The following is an 18,245-nucleotide window of genomic DNA, read 5'->3' as shown; positions in this document are numbered from 1 at the left end:
CTGCCACTGAACACTACATCAATGTGCTTCCAACCAATTTTGGCCAATACCTACTTCTACATCCAAAGGAACTGCAAGAGAATATGCATTTTCCATTTCAGTTTTAATGAGGGTTTTCATTTCTTCTAATTCAGGTTTGTAGACATCAAACACCAATTCATCATGCACTTGTAGTAGCATTTTGGTTTTGTAATTTCCTTCTGTTAACTTTTTATGAATATTGATCATGGCTATTTTAATGATGTCTGCTGCGCTTCCTTGAATAGGAGCATTCACAGCATTTCGCTCGGCTGCACCACGCACCACGGCATTGGCTGCGTTGATATCTTTTAAATACCTACGACGGCCTAACACGGTCTGTACATAGCCATTGTCTCTCGCAAAATCTACCAACTCACTCATGTAGTTGCGAAGTTTTGGGTAGGTTTTGTAATAGGTGTCAATGAGTTCTTTTGCCTCACCTCTAGAGAGGTTAGTTTGATTGCTCAATCCAAAAGCAGACACCCCATAGATAATCCCGAAGTTTACCGTTTTGGCATTACTACGTTGTTCTCTAGTCACCTCTTCTATTGGTACATTAAATACCTTTGCAGCAGTAGAGGCGTGAATATCTTCGCCATTTTTAAAGGCCTGCATCATGGTTTCTTCTTCACTTAAAGCCGCTATGATTCGCAATTCTATCTGACTGTAATCTGCTGCTACCAACACATGATTTTCATCTCTTGGCACAAAGGCTTTACGTACCTGTCTACCTCGTTCTGTTCGAATTGGAATGTTTTGTAAATTAGGGTTATTACTACTCAAGCGTCCTGTAGCTGCAACCGTTTGCATATAATCTGTATGCACTCTATGTGTTGCTTCTTCTACTTGTAAAGGCAAAGCATCTACATAGGTAGATTTTAATTTGGCTAAGCCTCTATAGTTTAATACATCAGCAATAATTTGATGGTCTTTTGCTAAATAAGAAAGTACATCTTCTGCAGTAGAAAATTGCCCTGTTTTTGTTTTCTTAGGCTTATCCACCAATTTCAATTTTCCGAAGAGAATCTCACCCAACTGTTTGGGAGATGCAATGTTAAATTCTTCACCAGCTTCTTTGTAAATATTTGCTTCTAATGTTTTAATATCATGGTCTAAATCACCAGAGAGTGATGCCAAGAAATCTTTATCGAGGTTTATCCCTTCTACTTCCATGTCGGCAAGTACTCTTAGTAAGGGCACTTCTATGTCATCAAACAATTCTTGGGTGTTGGCATCGCCTAATTCTTTAGCAAAATGCTCTTTTAATTGCAAAGTGATGTCGGCATCTTCTACGGCATATTCTGTCTGTTCTTCTAAAGGAACCTCACGCATCGACTTTTGGTTCTTTCCCTTTTTGCCAATGAGTTCGGTAATAGAAACAGGAGTATAGTTTAGATAGGTTTCGGCTAGTACATCCATGTTATGACGCATGTCTGGATTGATGAGGTAATGTGCTAACATGGTATCAAATAATTTACCTGCTACGGAAATATTATATTTCCGAAGTACTTTAATATCATACTTTAAATTTTGCCCAATTTTTTCTATTTCTTCAGCTTCAAAAAACGGACGTAATTGCTCCATAATTTCCTGAGCTGCATCTTGATCTTCAGGAAATGGAAGGTAAAACCCTTTACCAGTTTCCCAAGAAAATGCAATCCCAACAAGGGTTGCTGTTAATGGATTTAGACCCGTAGTCTCTGTGTCAAAACAAACAGAGGTTTGTTTCATGAGGTTTTGAATGAACAATTTAGTAGCCATGCCAGGCTGAATGGTTTGGTAAAAATGTTCGGTATCTTTAATGGTCTTTCTACTGCTATACACCTGCGTTTCTGTAGAAGGTTGGCTCTCGCCGCCAAAGAGTGAAAACTGTCCTTCACCAGCACCTGTTTTTGGTTTAGTACTTTTCCCTCTCTGTCCTGCGGGCATCTCTCCCTGAGGGAGAGAACTAGTTTCTTTTTGTTGGTGACTTGTTCCCTTGCTAGCCATGGCTTCCACAGAAAAAGCATTCATGAAATTGGTGGTGAGACGACGAAATTCTAGTTCTTCAAAAATTTCAGTAACGGCAGCCACATCTGGCGAGCTCATTTCAAAATCTTTTGCATTAAAATCTACGGGCACATCTAGCATTATAGTAGCAAGCTCTTTACTTAATTTACCAAGCTCGCCATTGGCTTCAACTTTTTCTTTCATTTTGCCTTTAAGCTGATCTGTGTTGGCAAGTAATCCTTCCATAGAGCCAAACTGAGCAATAAATTTTTTGGCAGTTTTATCACCAACACCAGGTAAACCGGGAATGTTATCGGCACTATCTCCCATCATTCCTAAGTAATCTATTACTTGTAAAGGGTCATTAACTTCAAATTTCTTTTGTACTTCTGGAATTCCCCAAGTTTCGTAGCCACCACCAAAGACAGGGCGGTACATAAAAATATTTTCTGAAACCAATTGCGCAAAATCTTTATCTGGGGTTACCATAAAGGTTTGGTAGCCTTCTTTTTCGGCTTTTTTGGCCAGTGTACCAATGACATCATCGGCTTCATATCCAGCTTTTACCATGATAGGTACGTCCATGGCAGTAAGTATTCTTTCTATGTAAGGGATTGCAATTTTAATACCCTCAGGCGTTTCATCTCTATTCGCCTTGTATTCTGGGAACATTTCATTTCTAGCTTCACTTCCTCCTTTATCAAAACATACTGCTAAATGATCTGGACGTTCTCTTTTTATGACATCAATAAACGAGTTCATAAAACCCATAATGGCAGAAGTGTCCATCCCTTTGCTATTGATTCTTGGGTTTTTTATGAAGGCGTAATAGCCTCTAAAAATGAGGGCATATGCATCTACGAGAAATAAGCGTTTTTTATCTGACATTTTCAATAGTTGTCTCCTCGAACACAGCCGAGCGGTTTACAGATGGCCTAAACAAAAAGTTCTCGACTGCGCTCGAACGGACATCATTATATATTTCAAAAATAGAAAAAAGATAAAAGAGCAGCGCAAAAATAGAAGGGGAGTTAATAACAAAATCCCTTGCATAAATCATACAAAGGATTTTATATATTTTGATTTAGAATTTACTTTTTTCTTCGGAAACGTTAGTAGAATACTAAAATTTCCGAAGCACGTCTATACAAACTACAACTAGTGAATACGTTCGATTTCAAAATAGTTTAATAGATCGATGAGTGATATTGATATAGTATCTCCGTGTACTGCATTTATATGTATAGCTTGACCTGCTGTAAGTTCTAAAATGCTAGTAGTATGTCTCGTTATTGGACCAGCACCACTATGATGATACCCATGAGCTCTCTCAACAGTGCCGTCTACTAAAATATTAATACCAAATGATCCTGTTGAAGAAGATGAAGATACCAAGTATTGAATATTTACTCTATAAATACCATCTGCTGGAACAACAAATGTGTCTGTTGTGGTATCAAAATTTCCACCAATATCAAATTCAGTAGTATCAAAATTTATTTTTGTAACTCCAGTACCTGTAAAGGTTTGGCTTGAGCTCAGTGTTACTCGAGTGATAGCGGGAGTCATTACAGTACTAGCATTTTGCCAACTTACACTTCCTGAACCGTCTGTTGTCATAACTTGGTTTGCGGTACCATCTGTTACAGGTAAGGCATATCCAATTCCAGAGGGGTCACCTAGTTGTAACTCTCCTCTTATTCTTACAATATTGTTGTCAAATTCACCATAAATAAGTGGGTTTGTTCCTGATGCATTTGAGATGTATAACTTGTTGCTGCCAGTTTCAAAGGCGCCCGCGCCATACCCTAAAAAGGTATTTCCAGAGCCCAATGCATTATTTCCAGCATTGTGACCTATAGCGGTATTAAAACTTCCGTCTGTAACGCTAGCCAAAGAACCAAAACCTACTGCGGTATTAAAATTAGACCCCCCAGTAACAGCTGTAAGTGCTGTATTCCCTATTGCAGTATTATAATTTCCAAAAGTATTTGCGCGCAATGATTGATACCCAATGGCAACATTAAAACTACCAGATGTATTATTTTCAAAAGCTTGAAACCCTATAGCAACATTCTCATTATTAGAACTATCATCTGATGATCCAGCGAATAGTCCTAAAAAGATGGAAGAGCCATCTTCAGAACCGTCATTGTCAGATTTTGCATCTATTAAATCATCAATCTTTTCAATATTACTTGGTGTTGTGAAACTTACATTTCCAGAACCATCTGTTGTTAGTACTTGACCACTAGCGCCATCTGTAAGAGGAAAACTGTATTCTTCATTAATTTCTACGCGGCCATTTTTCCAAACTTCAAAGGCATTGTGACTCTGTAAGCCCAAACCAGTACCATTACCAATAACGAAAGCTCTATCAGATACATCAATACTCGTAATTCCAGTGGCACTGTATACTCTTGGAAATGAACCAATGGCCATTTCTGCATAGGATGGAGCACTAGTATTACGTCCAAAAGCAGCTGCATTTATGCCACTAGCAGTAGTTGATTGTCCACTAGCAAAAGAATAGGTGTTAGAGGAAACCGTTGATAATCCAAAAGCTACCGCGCCAAAACCAGATGCAATACTGTTTGAACCTTGTGAAAAGGATCTATTTCCAGAAGCAGCAGTATTAAGCCCCATAGCAAACGCAGTAGTTCCAGATGCTGTTGAGCCCTCTCCAAAAGCTGTAGCTGATGTGCCAGATGCCGTAGTTAAGGATCCAGCAGCAATTGCATAATCGCCTGAAGCTGTGGTTCCATTTCCAAATGTTACTGCCCCAGTGGCAGTTGAAAAAGTGGAGGTTCCAAAAGCTGTAGAGGAATCACCAGAAGCTGTGGTGTTAGAACCCAAAGCCGCAGAGAAGTTGCCAGAAGCTGTTGTGTTAAAACCAAAAGCATTTGAATAGTTGCCAATATTTACATTGTCCCATTGAGTACCACTTACTTGTCCGGATCTAAAAGCTGCCTTTCTTGGATTAAAAAACATTCTAGTACCAGCACCAGTAATTTCTGTGTCTATTAAATTTCCAATACCAAAAGATCCTGTAACTAGAAAGCCATCGTCTCCATTAATACGTATAGCTCCATCACTGGCATCTATGTTTTTTCCAGCGCCAGCGCCACCTTCATCATAGGCTTGATCTAGTGTATTCTGGGTATCTGTATTTGTAGCTATTGTTGTAAAGCTCAAATTTCCTGATCCATCTGTAGTCATTACCTGTCCTGCTGTTCCATCTACAGCGGGCATAAGATACCTCCCAGTTGAACTACTGGTTCCTAAAGAGGTTCTCCCAATAAAATATCCAGCATATCCAGAAGCAGATTGGACATCACTATATACACCATAGTGCATGCCGCCTGCAGTGTTTGTAATATGATTGTAAGTTCCATATTTTGTTCCAGTTCCTGTACCATTTATAAGATTGTAAACTCCATATCGTAATCCGTTTCCAGCTGCACTTATATCATTTGAGACGCCACGAAAATATCCATCTATGGTAAATGCTCCTGGAGCGGTGTTTGAAAATCCAAAATTGGCATTATTGGACCCATTAGTCCAAAAGTTAGATACACCATGTGTTGCGTTGTTTGTTGCTGCTATATTCATAGAGTTATATAACCCATAGACTGTTCCAGTTCCGGTAGTTGATAACTCGTTTCTAAGCGCATAGGTGAGTGAGCTGTTTTCTACTGTAAGTGAATTAATAATACCTCTTACATTTGAGCTTGCTCCGGTTAGCGTAAGTCTATTATTGATACCATCGGCATGCGTATTTCCAAATGCTTGCATATTCAATGTGGTGCTGTTTTCTGTAGCATCACTAACAACACCTATTTTATTTGATGTCGATGACACGGTTCCAATGGCTACATTTCCTTGCGTATAAATATTATCGTTAATAGAAGTTGGAGCAGCATTTGTAGCCGAATCAAACCAATCACTGTCTAAGGTGCTAGTTCCAGCAACAGACAACCATCCCGTTCCATCACTATAATAGTAAAACCCTTTGCTTGGGGTTCCTGCGCCTGTGATAAAAATCATCATTCCATCTTGGTCTATGGTCATGCCTGTTGGGTATTCATCCATCCTAGGAATAAGTACTCCATCTGTATTTGTTGGCATCGAAGCATCACTTACAGTAATGTCGAGCATGGCTTTTGGATCTTCATTATTAATTCCCACTTGTGCTATTGCTATCTGACTCATACATAAAGCAATACATACTAGTTGTAACGTTTTCATTTTTTCTGAAATTTTAGTTGATCACACCAAAGCTTGTGCTCCTTCGCTAAAGCTACGGAGCACTTGGGTAGGTTAAGATTTGGTGATTCATTTTTGGCTTTGGGAGCAAAAAAAGTGTCGATGTGTGCTTATAAAAGGGGGAGTTTTTTAATTCACATTTTGATATCTACATTAAAAACATTGCGTACATCTTTTAGAATAGTATGTGCAAAATAGCCGCCAACAAGTAGGAGTTCACTTGCGCCTAAAATGAATGGTGAAATACCACCAATAACGGTAGAAATCTGACTGGCTAAAACACCAGAATTTAAGGCTACTAAAACAATGAGTAAGGTTGAGGTTTTCATAATCTGAACTTTTATAAGGTTAACAAAAGCAAAACTATGAGGAAGCCCTCAAGAGGCTGGGTAGTATTTTTTCAAAAGCGGGTAGTATTTCTGCAAAAGCTATAAAAACAACAGGTAGTATTCTGTCAAAATCGATGCAAAACGCTGTAAATAGGGCTACTTCCTAATTTGAGTAGGAGAGGTGTTAAAGGTCTCTTTAAAAACTTTTCCAAACCAATTTGGATCGTTAAAACCTGTTTCGTAAGCAATTTCTGAAACTGTTTTAGCACTCGTTTCTAATAATTCTTTGGCTTTTTCTAGGCGTACGTTTCTTATAAAAATAGCAGTTGAGGTATTGGAGATGGCTTTTAGTTTTCTGTACAATTGAGAGTCACTTAATGCCAATTCGCTGGCTAACATTTCAGAATTAAAACTAGGGTCAGATAGGTGTTCTTGTACAATAGCAATCGCCTTGTTTAAAAAGAGTAGTTTTTTATCTTCAATGGGTCTTTGTTGTTGCTTTTTTTCTAACAATACGGTACTCAATTGATAACGAAGTTGTAAAGCCTTTCTTTTTTCAATGAGTTTTTGCATGCGCAGCACCAACTCAGCTTTTTGAAAGGGTTTGGTCACATAGGCATCTGCACCACTTTCTAGTCCTTCAAGCTTGTCTTCTTGTAGCGCTTTTGAGGTAAGTAAAATAATAGGAATATGGTTGGTAGCTTCTTGGGCTTGCAGTTTTTGCGTCATTTCAAAACCATCCATCACGGGCATCATGACATCACTTATAATGATGTCTGGGGTTTCTGCAATGGCTTTTTCGAGTCCTTTTTCACCATTAAAAGCTATAGTGACATGATATTGATCTTGTAAACAGGAGCTAATATATCGTGACATGTCTTTGTTGTCTTCTACTACCAGTACAGTGGGCGCATCTTCATTTAACTCTAGTGTCGATACCTCTGGAACATGAATACCTTGTGATGCTTGGGTTATAATAGATGAAGTAACTTCTTGTTCAACTGCAGTTCTTGAAATAGGTAGTGATACCGTAAATGTGGTGCCTTCGTTAATGTTTGAGACTGCGGTAATGGTTCCCTCAAGAAGTTGCACCAATTCTTTGGTGAGTGCCAAACCAATGCCTGTACCTTGTGATACTTTAAAGCTATTATTTTGAACCTGATAAAAACGATCGAAAATTTGAGGTAAGTCTTTTTCTGGTATTCCTGCCCCTGTATCTTTCACCGAAATAACATACTGTTTTTTATTAGGTGCTTCGGAAATATTCACATCCACACTGCCTCCTTCTTCTGTAAACTTAATCGCATTGCTAATGAGGTTGGTGGCTATTTGACGCAATTTTTCGGCATCAAAATCAAGTTCGGGGGCTCCTATTTCCGAAGCAAACTTAAGGGTCACATTTTTGTCTTCTGCAAGGCTACTAAAACTTTGCGTAACATGCTGTAAAAAATCAACTACATCTGCTTTTTGGTAGGCGATAATCATTCTTCCTTGTTCTAACTTGGCCAAGTCAAGCATCTGATTTACTAGCCCTAATAAATTGCTGCTGTTTTGTTCGATGGTTTGTAGGTCGTTTGTCTCGTCTGCTTTTGCGTTGAGCTTCGATTTTAAAGTGTCTACATAGCCCAGAATAATGGTAAGGGGGGTTCTAAATTCGTGGGTGATATTGGTGATAAATCTAGATTTTAAATCGTCTAAATCTTGCAATCGTTTGGCTTCTTGACCTGCTAGTTTTCGTTGCAAGGCAATTTTGTAATAGATAAAAACGCCACTTAAAAATAAGAGTAAATAGCCCAAATATGCCCAGATGCTTTTATACCATGGAGGTGAAATGTTGAGTGCTAAGGTAAGGGGTTTTTGCGTCCAAGGTGTTGCTCTAGAAACTCCTTGTATTTCTAGGGTGTATTCTCCAGGTGCGAGGGCTAAAAATTGAACTTCGTTTTTGGCGCCTAAGTAGTTCCAGTCTTTATTGTCGGGTAATAAACGGTATTGGTAATTAATGTTTTTTGAAGGGCGATAATCCTGAGCTGCAAACGAAATGTCCAGCGGAAAAATATCGTAAGGAACATCCAAAGTATGGGTCTGAGAGTTAGTGCCAATTATTTCTTCTTGATTGCTGGTAAATTGCGTAAATTTTATAGCACTCTCTTTGTCCAAAGAGGCCACGGCTTCTGGATTAAATTTGTTAAGCCCAGCGATACCTCCAAAATATAATTCACCAGTATCATTTTTAAAAGCAGCTCCTAGGTTAAACTCTGTGCTTTGTACACCGTCTTTTGGAGTGTAATTGGCAAAGGTTTTTTGTTGGGTGTCAAATCGAAATAAACCTCCATTTGTAGAAAGCCATAAATGGTGTTGTTGGTCTTCTAGAATGTTGTAGACAAAGGCATTGGTAAGCCCATCTCTTTTTTTATAGGAAGTAAAACCATCGTTTTCATTATTGTAGCGACTAATACCTTTTCTAGTGGCCACCCAAACGGTGCCATCATGAGTTACATAGGTGCTTAGTACTCCGCTTGTTGCAAGCCCATCTTGCTCGTAGTAATTTTTGAATGTTGCTTTTCTATTGGTATCTAAGGTCATTTTACTCAGACCTTTTTGTGTGGTAATCCAGTAATTATTCTCGAGATCTTGATTGATATTAATGGTGAAGGGAGACGGTATTTTAGAAGCATTTTCACCTTCCGCAAATGAGAGAAATGAATACTCTTTAGCGGCTAAGTTTCCAGTAAAGAGAAAAATACCTGCATTAAATGTCACCACCCACATCTGTTCTTGGCGATCTTTAAAAATACTCCTGATATTTGGATTGGGATTTTTTGTGGTGGCTGTTTCTATAGCTGGCAGTGTGTATTGTTTCGGATTGTTATAATCGAAATTTTGAGTAGGAAATAAGAAAATTCCATTCCCCGTACCTACCCAAATGGTTCCTTTAGCATCACTAGTGATAGCTCTAGATCGAATGTTTGGGAGTAGTACTTTTTGAGAGCTGTTTTTATGAGTGATTAGGAGTCCGCTAGTGGTTCCCATCCATACCTGATCTTCGGTTTCCAATACCGCGAACGTAGAGGGGTCTCCTAGGTTATGGGGTACAGTCACTGTTTTAAAAACCTGTTGTGGTGTTACTTTTGTGAGGTCTAGGGAGGTATGTCCAATACTAAGCACTTCATTATGTAAATGTAGGTCGTTGATGCCATTACTATTTAAAGAAAACGGATCGTATTTTACGTTTGCTGTATACTGTGTATGGTATCGAAAAGCGTTCTTGTTTTTCCAAGAGCCTTCTAAAAGTCCTTGGGTGGTGGCCATAAAACCATGGGTATTCGTTGTTACAAAATCTGTGATTGAAAAGCGCTGAGGTTCATTTTTTGAATTACTAATAGTAATAGGCTTCATAGTATTTTTTGAATGTCTAAAAAGCCCTTGCTTGGTTGCAATGTGTAAGACATTGTCTTTTAAAAGTAGGGTGTTGATGCCTCCAGGGAAAGTGTAGATTGTTTCTAAGCTAATTGGTTTTTCTTCGGAAATTTCCTGAACCGAAAATCGGTAGAGGATGCCCGTATCTGTTCCAATGTAAATGTAATTTTCGTGCGCTAGTATCGCCGTGCTGTTTTTTGGAATTTCAAAATCAAATACTAGACTTTTAAAATTTCCGAAGGCATCCAAAAGCCCAAGTCCTTGATTATAGTAGCCAATTAAAATACCTTTTGACGTCTTTGCCAAGGCACTACAATTGCTATTGGGGAGTCCGATAGCTGTGGTGGTATGTTGTAGGATATCATAGGCCAAGACTCCTTTTTGTCCAGTGCCACTATACACCATGTTTTTGTCTACTAACAAAGCGCCCACACGCCATCCCGAAAGGTCTAAACCCGAGGTTTCATCTGGTGGCGGAATGTAAAAATTTGTGCCATCGTAACGTACCGTTCCGTCGCTGGTACCAAACCATAAAAAATCTTCTGCATCATGATCGATGCATAAAATAGTCTCTTGGGGAAGTCCCTCGGGTAAGCCATAATGTCCAAAGCGTCGTTGTTGTGCGTAGACAAAAACAACCGATGTTAGTATGAGGATCTGAAAAAGAGTTTTTATGTATCTCAAATGGCTAGTATTGTCTTTACAATGTAAGAATTTTTAAAAATATGAAGAAATTAGACGGTTGATTTCAAATGAATTAGTTTGTCATAGACTTTGTTTTTTTAATACAGTATCAGAAAGAAGCTGTATTTTTACTGCTGAAATATCATACACATGAACAACTTTTCTATTGCCATACATGGTGGTGCCGGCACCTTAGTTAAAGGGCAAATGACACCCGAAAAAGAAACAGCCTACAAAGCGGCTTTACAAACAGCGTTGGATGCTGGATATGCAGTTCTAGAAAATAAAGGGGATGCTACTACAGCCATAGCAACTGCAGTTACAGTGTTAGAAGATTCACCCTTATTCAATGCAGGAAAAGGATCTGTTTTTACCGCAGAGGGCACCCACGAAATGGATGCAGCTATTATGGAAGGAAATACGCTACAAGCAGGCGCAGTATCTCTTATAACAGGAGTTAAAAACCCTATACTACTAGCGAGGGATGTCATGGAGAAAAGTGAGCATGTATTTCTTGCAGGTGAAGGCGCTATGAAATTTGCTCAAGAAAACAACTTCGACATCGTTACATCGCAATATTTCTATGATGAATTAAGATATCAGCAATGGCAGCATATTAAAGGAAGTGATTCTTTTCAATTAGACCATTCTGAAACCGTGAAGAAAGACGGCAAGTTTGGTACTGTAGGTGCCGTAGCCTGTGATGCTTTTGGAAACCTTGCCGCAGCTACTTCTACAGGAGGTATGACCAATAAAAAATGGGGTCGTGTGGGTGATAGTCCTATGATTGGCGCTGGAAATTATGCTAATAACAACACTTGTGCTGTAAGTTGCACAGGTAGTGGCGAGTTTTTTATTAGAGGTGTGGTAGCTTATGATGTTTCTTGTTTGATGGAATACAAAGGACTCTCCTTACAAGAAGCCGCTACCGAAGTGATTCAAAATAGAGTGCTAAAAATAGGAGGAGACGGTGGACTTATTGCTGTAGACACTCAAGGAACTATTAGTATGCCTTTTAACACCGAAGGGATGTATAGAGGATTTAAACAATCTCGTGGAGAACAGGGTATTTTTATTTATAAGAAATAAGAATATCAGGCTAGCTAAAAATTACTTTATATTCTTAAACAGAAATGCTACGATATTTTAATCGTAGCATTTCATTTTGTTCTTCTGTAAGAATCTTTCTGTACGTTTTATATTTGAATGCATTAAGGGTGATGAAACAAGTCCTCAGAAATAATATTTCAGATTCATTATTTTTCATACAGTTATTGTTTAACTACTCTTTTTATTTGCACACCTTCTTGCGTTGTGATCTTCACAAAGTAAACGGCACTTTGTAATAAAGAAATATCTAGTGTTGCACTATTGGTATTTATATTAGAAATTGTTTTAATATTTCTTCCTTGAATGTCTACCAATTGAATTTTTTCTAGAACGTTTTTTTGAGATACTAACGTGATATTATTTTTTGCTGGATTTGGATATACGACAATGTTATTTAAAGTATTGGATTCGTTACCAAGTGTGCCGTCTCTAAATAATATCGTAAACCTGTTATCAAAAGTTCCGTTTGAACTAGTGAATTTATATTTGTCGGTGTTTAATAATGTTTTTGTTCCAAAGAGATTATCTTTTATATAAATCATTTGATTTTCCATCAAGTTCCCGTCTTTTGCGGCTAGAGATATGGTGTATTGAGTATCGTCTTCTACTACCTGAGAAGAGAATCCAACGCCTACTTCGATAGCATCGTTGAAAGCCTCTCTACCTTGTATTGCAAGAGCTGCACTGCCATCTGAATGGTGTGAATAGATGCTTATTGGAGTGCCTACACGGTTGCTATCATATTGTGGATCAAAGCTATCAGTTCCATCTTCAGCAAATCCTAATAACAGGGTGCTCTGTAATTGATAGTCATCGTTTTCTACAGTTAACCATATTCTATTTTTAGAATCTTCGGGACTGCGTAATGTATTATTATTATCTACACGGCGCATACTATTATTAAAAGTAATAATTTGTCCAGTTCCAGTAGTGGCACCATTGTTTTTAATTCCAAAACCTTGTGCAGTTGCTATATTGATATCATTCATAGTTGCCATTATAGGGCTTCCAGTAGAAGCTGGATTAAACCCCATATTATTGAATATTGAAATATCTGCCATGTTAAAGTTGGCACTATTCCATCCCGGAAAAGTGTTATTTGGTGTTGTATTATGTTCCCAAAAATAAAGTTCATCTATCGCATCGTTTACTGTTATTAAATCCATAGCAGAAATTGATGATGGGTATGGATTTGCTATAAGATTAGGACTTGCATTTTTATTTTGTGAAGCAGTTCCTTCTATATTATAATCAACAGCATACGTGATAACTCCATTGTTAAGTGTTCCCGTAGCACTGCTTTGTGGAAACTGAACAAGATATGTTTTATCTCCATCTTGTAATGATTCTTGTGGCATGGTATAATATCCTTCTGCAGGAGTATATGTACCTTCATAATTAGTAAAGTCATCTCCTTCTTGATCTACAAAATTTGTTCCTCCAGGGAAAGCTATCTGAACAGCATCGTTTGGAGAAAAATTAGTAGTAGTATGATTTAAAATTCTAAAAATATCATGTGGCGCTGGTGCCATTGGGTCTTCATTTGGAGTAATTTCAGGAGTCGCATTTGTCATAGGACTACCCATTAACATAAAGTCCCTAGGTTTTAATACTGCTGTTTCTACAGTTACATTTATGAAAGTATTATTGCTAACAATGGCAGCATCACTTACCTGCACTAAACTTCCTGTTGGAAGTATTTGAAAAGCGCCATCATTTACAATATCATGTTGTATCCTTACGTATGTTGAAGGATTAATTGTTACTGTTCCATTTTCGGTTATAGTTAGCTCGCAAGCTTCTATATTTCCAAATGTTTCTGTGTCATAATTACCGTCAATAATAGCACTCATAGAAGCATCTGGTGCACTAGGAATCCATACATTTTCATTTGTAAACGTAGTAGTTCCTCCAATACATACTTCAACTGGTATATCAGCACCAGTACAATCGTATGTGTCATTAGTTCTTGGAACAGCAGGGAAATTTACACAATCTGCAGTCTCAAAAGGGTTTGCACTTGAAAATGGTCCGCAGGCTTCGGCATTCTGACCAGAAGTTAAATCTGTTTCAAAACAAACCATAGGATCTTCATTGCTATCGATAAATCTCATACGAATGTGACATAAAAATCTTGGCGTTGCTGTTACCGTATTTTGAGAAATAGTGCTAGCCGCAAAAGTGTGTTGCCAGTTTACTGAAATAATTCCTGGAGCATTATCATTCTCGTTAAAACCGCTAAAAAATTTTGCTCCTGCTGCAGCGTCAATTCCTATATCTAGTAGACTGCCAATAGGTTGTTCAAAGAAAAAATCACCATCGAAAACAGGTGTCATACCAAAGGCATCAGTGTTGTAGGTAACATAAAATTGTCCAAGACCATATTTAAATGGAGAATCTGCTTTTACAAAGACATCTACTTCATAAAACTCATCCATGCCAACCGTTGTTATCTGTGCATTTTGATACGAAAGTTCTATGTCTTGTGCATAGTGATTACTATACATAAGAAGTAGTAGTATTGAGAGTATTATTTTTTTCATGATTATTTTTCTGAAATGTTAGTTGACTAAGCTTAATTTTGAAATTGTTGTGCTTTTCCTATGTTTGGCTGGGTACTAAATACATCACTATTTTGTACTTGTCCATTTAAGGTAATATCTATTGATAGGTATCCATTGGTTCCTATCTCGGGCAATATGTTGAGAAGATCTGTATTTTGTATTTGCCCGGTCGAATCGGTATCACCGCTTAATGCCGCAAAAGTTCCATCGTTTAATGTAACTACAGCAGCAAGACCACCTTCAATTTGAGAAGTTGTTGTTTTAAAATCTAAGATTGAAGCACTACCATTTAATGGTATAGGAGTATTTGTGATGAGTCCTAAATGATTTCGATGGTTTATACTTACAAAATAGTTTTTTGGATCAATAGACACTGAAATATTAGATGTACCATCAACAGCTACAATGTCTCCATCTCTTTGAAGTAACCCCGAAATTTCTGCGACTACAATATTGCTGTCATTTTCATCACGAAGCTGAATAAATACCCAGTCTACAATGGCGTTATTTCCAGTAACAGTAAAGACTGAAGCATCGCACATAGCAGCATCTGCATAGGGACTTGTTGTTGGTATTAAATTGTCATTTCTGAGATCATCATTCATTAATCCAGGAGAAATAGGATTTGTAATGGGACCTTGCAATACCATAATAGGTGCAATTTTAATATCAAGTAATACCTCTGGATTTACAAAACCTTCGCTAACAAGAAAGTTACTAGCACTTCTTTCCTGCACCATTACTTCTCCAATAGTGTATAGTACTTCTAAATTTCCCGCAGAAAAAGAACCACCACCGCTATCGATACTTGATTTTACAATGGATTGCCCATTTACAGTTGTTGTAACTAGAATTATTAATAAGAATAGATTTTTCATTCGTCCTATTTTAGTAAGATTATATATTGGTTTTACATTGCAATTATCCATCTGAAAATAAATATAACTACTATTCAAGTAGTCAAGTTTTTTTTTTAGTGAGCAAGTTTTTTTTTTAGTGAAATGAGATTTTTTAGGCTTTGTTAAAAATTATTTTTCAGAAATTGAATGTGTAGAAATCTCTTGTGAAGGCTTTAAAGTGTCAAATTTCTTAGCGAGCTCTGTTACTTTTTCTTCAAGCAAACTGTGGTGTTCGTTTTGTATATTAATTTGTTTTTGTTGTTTGGTGATAATCTCTTGTTGTTCTTGGATTGCCTTAACTAGTATTGGAATTAATTCTGTATAACTGACACTTAGGGTTTTGTTTTCGTCTGCCCCAGTTTGTACCACATTTGGTATTATTTTTTGAATTTCTTGAGCGAGAACTCCAAGTGATTTATGGGGTTTGTCTTCTTTGCTTTTCCAGTTATACTGCACAGGATTGAGTTTTAAAATTTCGGCTATGCCATAATCAATAGATTCAATATCTTTTTTTAGCCTACGATCTGAAGCATGAACAAGACTTCCGTTTACAAAAACATCTCCATCACCTTCAAGCGACATAATATTTCCACCATCACTATTAAAAAAATTAAGTCTGTCATCTTGTACAGTATTGCCAATAAAACCAGCGATGTCCCAGTAATCGTTACCGTTTCTGTTAGTGTTTTTAAATTTTAATCTAGAAAAACCTGAATTATTTTCTATTAGTGCAAGTTGCGGTTCACTTGCGGTGCTATTACCCTCTATCTCTAATAGTCCATTTAATCCTGTATGTTTTCCGATCCCTATTTTACCATTTTGTAGGACAGTTAGTACATTGCTTGGTGTTGTTAAATTTCCATTTCCTATTTCAAAAATAGGATTTGTGAGATTTTGTGAGGTTGGGTTTCCTCCTCCTATATTATACGAGCCTATTGCTAAAGTTCCGTATGCTTGGGCTTTTGTGCGAAATCCTAATGCTGTTGAAGCATATCCAGTTGCTTCGTTTTCAAATCCTAATGCAGCACTTGAAAATCCAGAAGCTATAGTGCTTTGTCCTGTAGCAAATGAAAAGTTTCCTGTGGCGCCATGGTCTGAAGACACACCAAGCGAAGTACTTAAGTCTACAGCAAAATTACCTATATCTCCAAATTGTATTGGGTTTTTGTCTTCTAACCTCCAGCCCGAATTTCCACCTTCAGTTATTTTTTCTAGTCCTTTTGTAGCAACAGATTCGTAATATTCTTTGGTAATTAATGCTTTGTTATTTGTAATTTCAGGGATGTCTAGACTAGGGGCTGTAATGGTACCGTTTTGTAAAATTGTAAGCGCATTGCTTGGTGTTCCAGAAAATCCATTACCTATTTCAAATATAGGGTTGGTGTCTATTTGAGTAGTGGGATTTCCTCCTCCTATATTATATGTCCCTATAGCAGTGCTTGAATAGGCCTGTGCTTTTGTGCCAAAACCTAGGGCTGTTGATCCATATCCTGTTGCTCTATTGTTATATCCTAATGATGCACTAGCAAAGCCTGACGCAATTGTAAATTGGCCCACTGCAAAAGAGGCATATCCAGTTGCACCATAGTCTAACGTGGTGCTTGTTGAGGTACTTAAGTCCACAGCAAAATTACCAATATCTCCATAATTGATGGGATTTTTTCCAATGAGCCTCCAACCTGCACCATTGCCTTCATCAATAACTTCCATTCCAGATACATTATTCGCTTTTTCAGCAACTTTTGCATAAGGAACACTTTTAAATGGAGTAGTGCCTACATCAACATAGCCATCTCCAATATCTACCTGTACATTGAGGAAATAGGCGGCTTCGGACCAGTCTATCGTGTTAAAAGTCCCCGAAAGTGGTGTTCCTTCGCCAATAGTAACAGAAACAATTCCGTTTACATTTGTTGTAGTGTTGTGTTCCTCTTGGTATACATAAGCTGTAGATACTACTTCAAATTTAAGCGATACCATTTCGTTAGAAATAATATTGCCATCGGTGTTTTTTATTTGCGCTTTATAGTTAATCCCTATTTGGGCAAAGGTGTTTACAGTGAGTAATAATAAGAGATGAAGTAGCAGTCTTTTTTTCACGTTGTTGTTATTTATTTTTTTGTTGAAAAGGGATTTTAAAACCTGTTTGTTAGTTCACTTCTTCAGCTTCTATAACCCAGGTATTATTTTGCCAACCCGTGTAGCAATCACAGTTAATATATCCTGGTGAAGGGCTTACCCATATTTGAATTTGATGTGTACCAGCTGGAAGCCCTTTGTAATAACCCACTAGTGTTCTGCTTCGATGCGCATTGTCTCCTTGTATAGAAGAGAAAAAATCATAAACCAAAGGTTGTAATGGACTAGTGTTACCATTAACTCTGATTTCCCAACGACATGCTTTGTTAGGACCTACTACCCTTAAGTTATCTGTATAACTTATTCTTACAGCTGTAGTATTTTCTTTTTTGTCAATTGTTAATACTCTGTTTTGGAGTTGTCCAAAATCAATTCCATTCCCTGGTCCATTTCCTGTTGCATATTGCATTGTTTTTATACCTGTTATGGTCTCTGCTGATTTTGCGTGCATAGCGTAGGGTACACTTTTAAATTGTGTTGTTCCCATGTCTACAAAACCAGATCCCGTATTTACTTGTAGGTTAAGGAAGTAGTCGTTTGAACTCCAATCGAGGATAAGAAAATTGCCGCTATCCACAGATCCTTCCCCAATATTTACTGAGATAATTCCGTTCGCATCCGTAGATACGTTGTGTTTTTCTTGATATACATTTACCGTACCTTCATCTAGTATTTGAAATTGCAAATTCACAGTCTCATTAGATAGTATTTCACCGTTGTTATCTTTTATCTGTGCTTTGTAATTGATTCCTCCTTGCGCGAGGGTGGCTGTCGTTACTAATAGTAGAAAGTGGAATAGAACTATTTTTTTCATAATCATGTTAGTT

The 18,245-nt window shown here is 37.6% G+C and carries 9 protein-coding genes; 1 reads left to right on the top strand and 8 read right to left on the bottom strand.

Translation table 11 applies throughout. The features are described 5' to 3' along the window. Window positions 1–18: 18 nt before the first annotated feature. From polA to ACY2RS_RS06780, 4 genes are all read right to left on the bottom strand, one after another. Entirely contained in the window at window positions 19–2,898 is a 2,880-nt protein-coding gene (polA, locus tag ACY2RS_RS06795) for a DNA polymerase I (protein ID WP_490097876.1), read from the bottom strand. Between the two features lie 270 nt (window positions 2,899–3,168). Further along, window positions 3,169–6,258 (bottom strand): phage tail-like protein, encoded by a 3,090-nt coding sequence (locus tag ACY2RS_RS06790; RefSeq protein ID WP_490097875.1) that lies wholly within the window; start codon window positions 6,256–6,258, stop codon window positions 3,169–3,171. Between the two features lie 152 nt (window positions 6,259–6,410). Next, the gene (locus ACY2RS_RS06785) at window positions 6,411–6,605 is read right to left on the bottom strand and encodes a hypothetical protein (RefSeq protein WP_490097874.1); all 195 of its coding nucleotides are present in this window, start codon (window positions 6,603–6,605) and stop codon (window positions 6,411–6,413) included. Window positions 6,606–6,761: 156 nt separating this feature from the next. Further along, a complete protein-coding gene (locus ACY2RS_RS06780) occupies window positions 6,762–10,706 on the bottom strand; it encodes a hybrid sensor histidine kinase/response regulator (RefSeq protein ID WP_490097873.1) in 3,945 nt (1,314 codons plus the stop codon). A gap of 150 nt (window positions 10,707–10,856) precedes the next feature. On the opposite strand from ACY2RS_RS06780, the gene ACY2RS_RS06775 reads away from it, so the two are divergent. Beyond that, window positions 10,857–11,795, top strand: coding sequence for an isoaspartyl peptidase/L-asparaginase family protein (locus ACY2RS_RS06775; protein WP_490097872.1), 939 nt, complete (start codon window positions 10,857–10,859; stop codon window positions 11,793–11,795). A gap of 182 nt (window positions 11,796–11,977) precedes the next feature. Here the strand turns inward: ACY2RS_RS06775 and ACY2RS_RS06770 are convergent, their stop codons facing one another. From ACY2RS_RS06770 to ACY2RS_RS06755, 4 genes are all read right to left on the bottom strand, one after another. After that, window positions 11,978–14,359 (bottom strand): T9SS type A sorting domain-containing protein, encoded by a 2,382-nt coding sequence (locus ACY2RS_RS06770; RefSeq protein WP_490097871.1) that lies wholly within the window; start codon window positions 14,357–14,359, stop codon window positions 11,978–11,980. A gap of 32 nt (window positions 14,360–14,391) precedes the next feature. After that, window positions 14,392–15,258: a hemagglutinin protein gene (locus ACY2RS_RS06765; RefSeq protein ID WP_490097870.1), complete on the bottom strand. Its 867-nt coding sequence runs from the start codon at window positions 15,256–15,258 to the stop codon at window positions 14,392–14,394. Window positions 15,259–15,408: 150 nt separating this feature from the next. Next, entirely contained in the window at window positions 15,409–17,379 is a 1,971-nt protein-coding gene (locus ACY2RS_RS06760; RefSeq protein WP_490097869.1) for a tail fiber domain-containing protein, read from the bottom strand. A 49-nt stretch (window positions 17,380–17,428) separates the two neighbouring features. Next, entirely contained in the window at window positions 17,429–18,232 is an 804-nt protein-coding gene (locus tag ACY2RS_RS06755) for a DUF8740 domain-containing protein (RefSeq protein WP_490097868.1), read from the bottom strand. Window positions 18,233–18,245 lie beyond the last annotated feature (13 nt).

This window comes from Patiriisocius sp. 208BN25-11, from assembly GCF_058147145.1.
This window is presented reverse-complemented; position numbering and strand designations above follow the sequence as displayed.

What these genes read in the sequence shown, in the direction of transcription:
- ACY2RS_RS06755 (WP_490097868.1), bottom strand. Translation starts at nt 18,232, where the DNA reads ATGAAAAAAATAGTTCTATTCCACTTTCTACTATTAGTAACGACAGCC.
- ACY2RS_RS06785 (WP_490097874.1), bottom strand. Translation starts at nt 6,605, where the DNA reads ATGAAAACCTCAACCTTACTCATTGTTTTAGTAGCCTTAAATTCTGGT.
- ACY2RS_RS06790 (WP_490097875.1), bottom strand. Translation starts at nt 6,258, where the DNA reads ATGAAAACGTTACAACTAGTATGTATTGCTTTATGTATGAGTCAGATA.
- ACY2RS_RS06770 (WP_490097871.1), bottom strand. Translation starts at nt 14,359, where the DNA reads ATGAAAAAAATAATACTCTCAATACTACTACTTCTTATGTATAGTAAT.
- ACY2RS_RS06775 (WP_490097872.1), top strand. Translation starts at nt 10,857, where the DNA reads ATGAACAACTTTTCTATTGCCATACATGGTGGTGCCGGCACCTTAGTT.
- ACY2RS_RS06765 (WP_490097870.1), bottom strand. Translation starts at nt 15,258, where the DNA reads ATGAAAAATCTATTCTTATTAATAATTCTAGTTACAACAACTGTAAAT.
- polA (WP_490097876.1), bottom strand. Translation starts at nt 2,898, where the DNA reads ATGTCAGATAAAAAACGCTTATTTCTCGTAGATGCATATGCCCTCATT.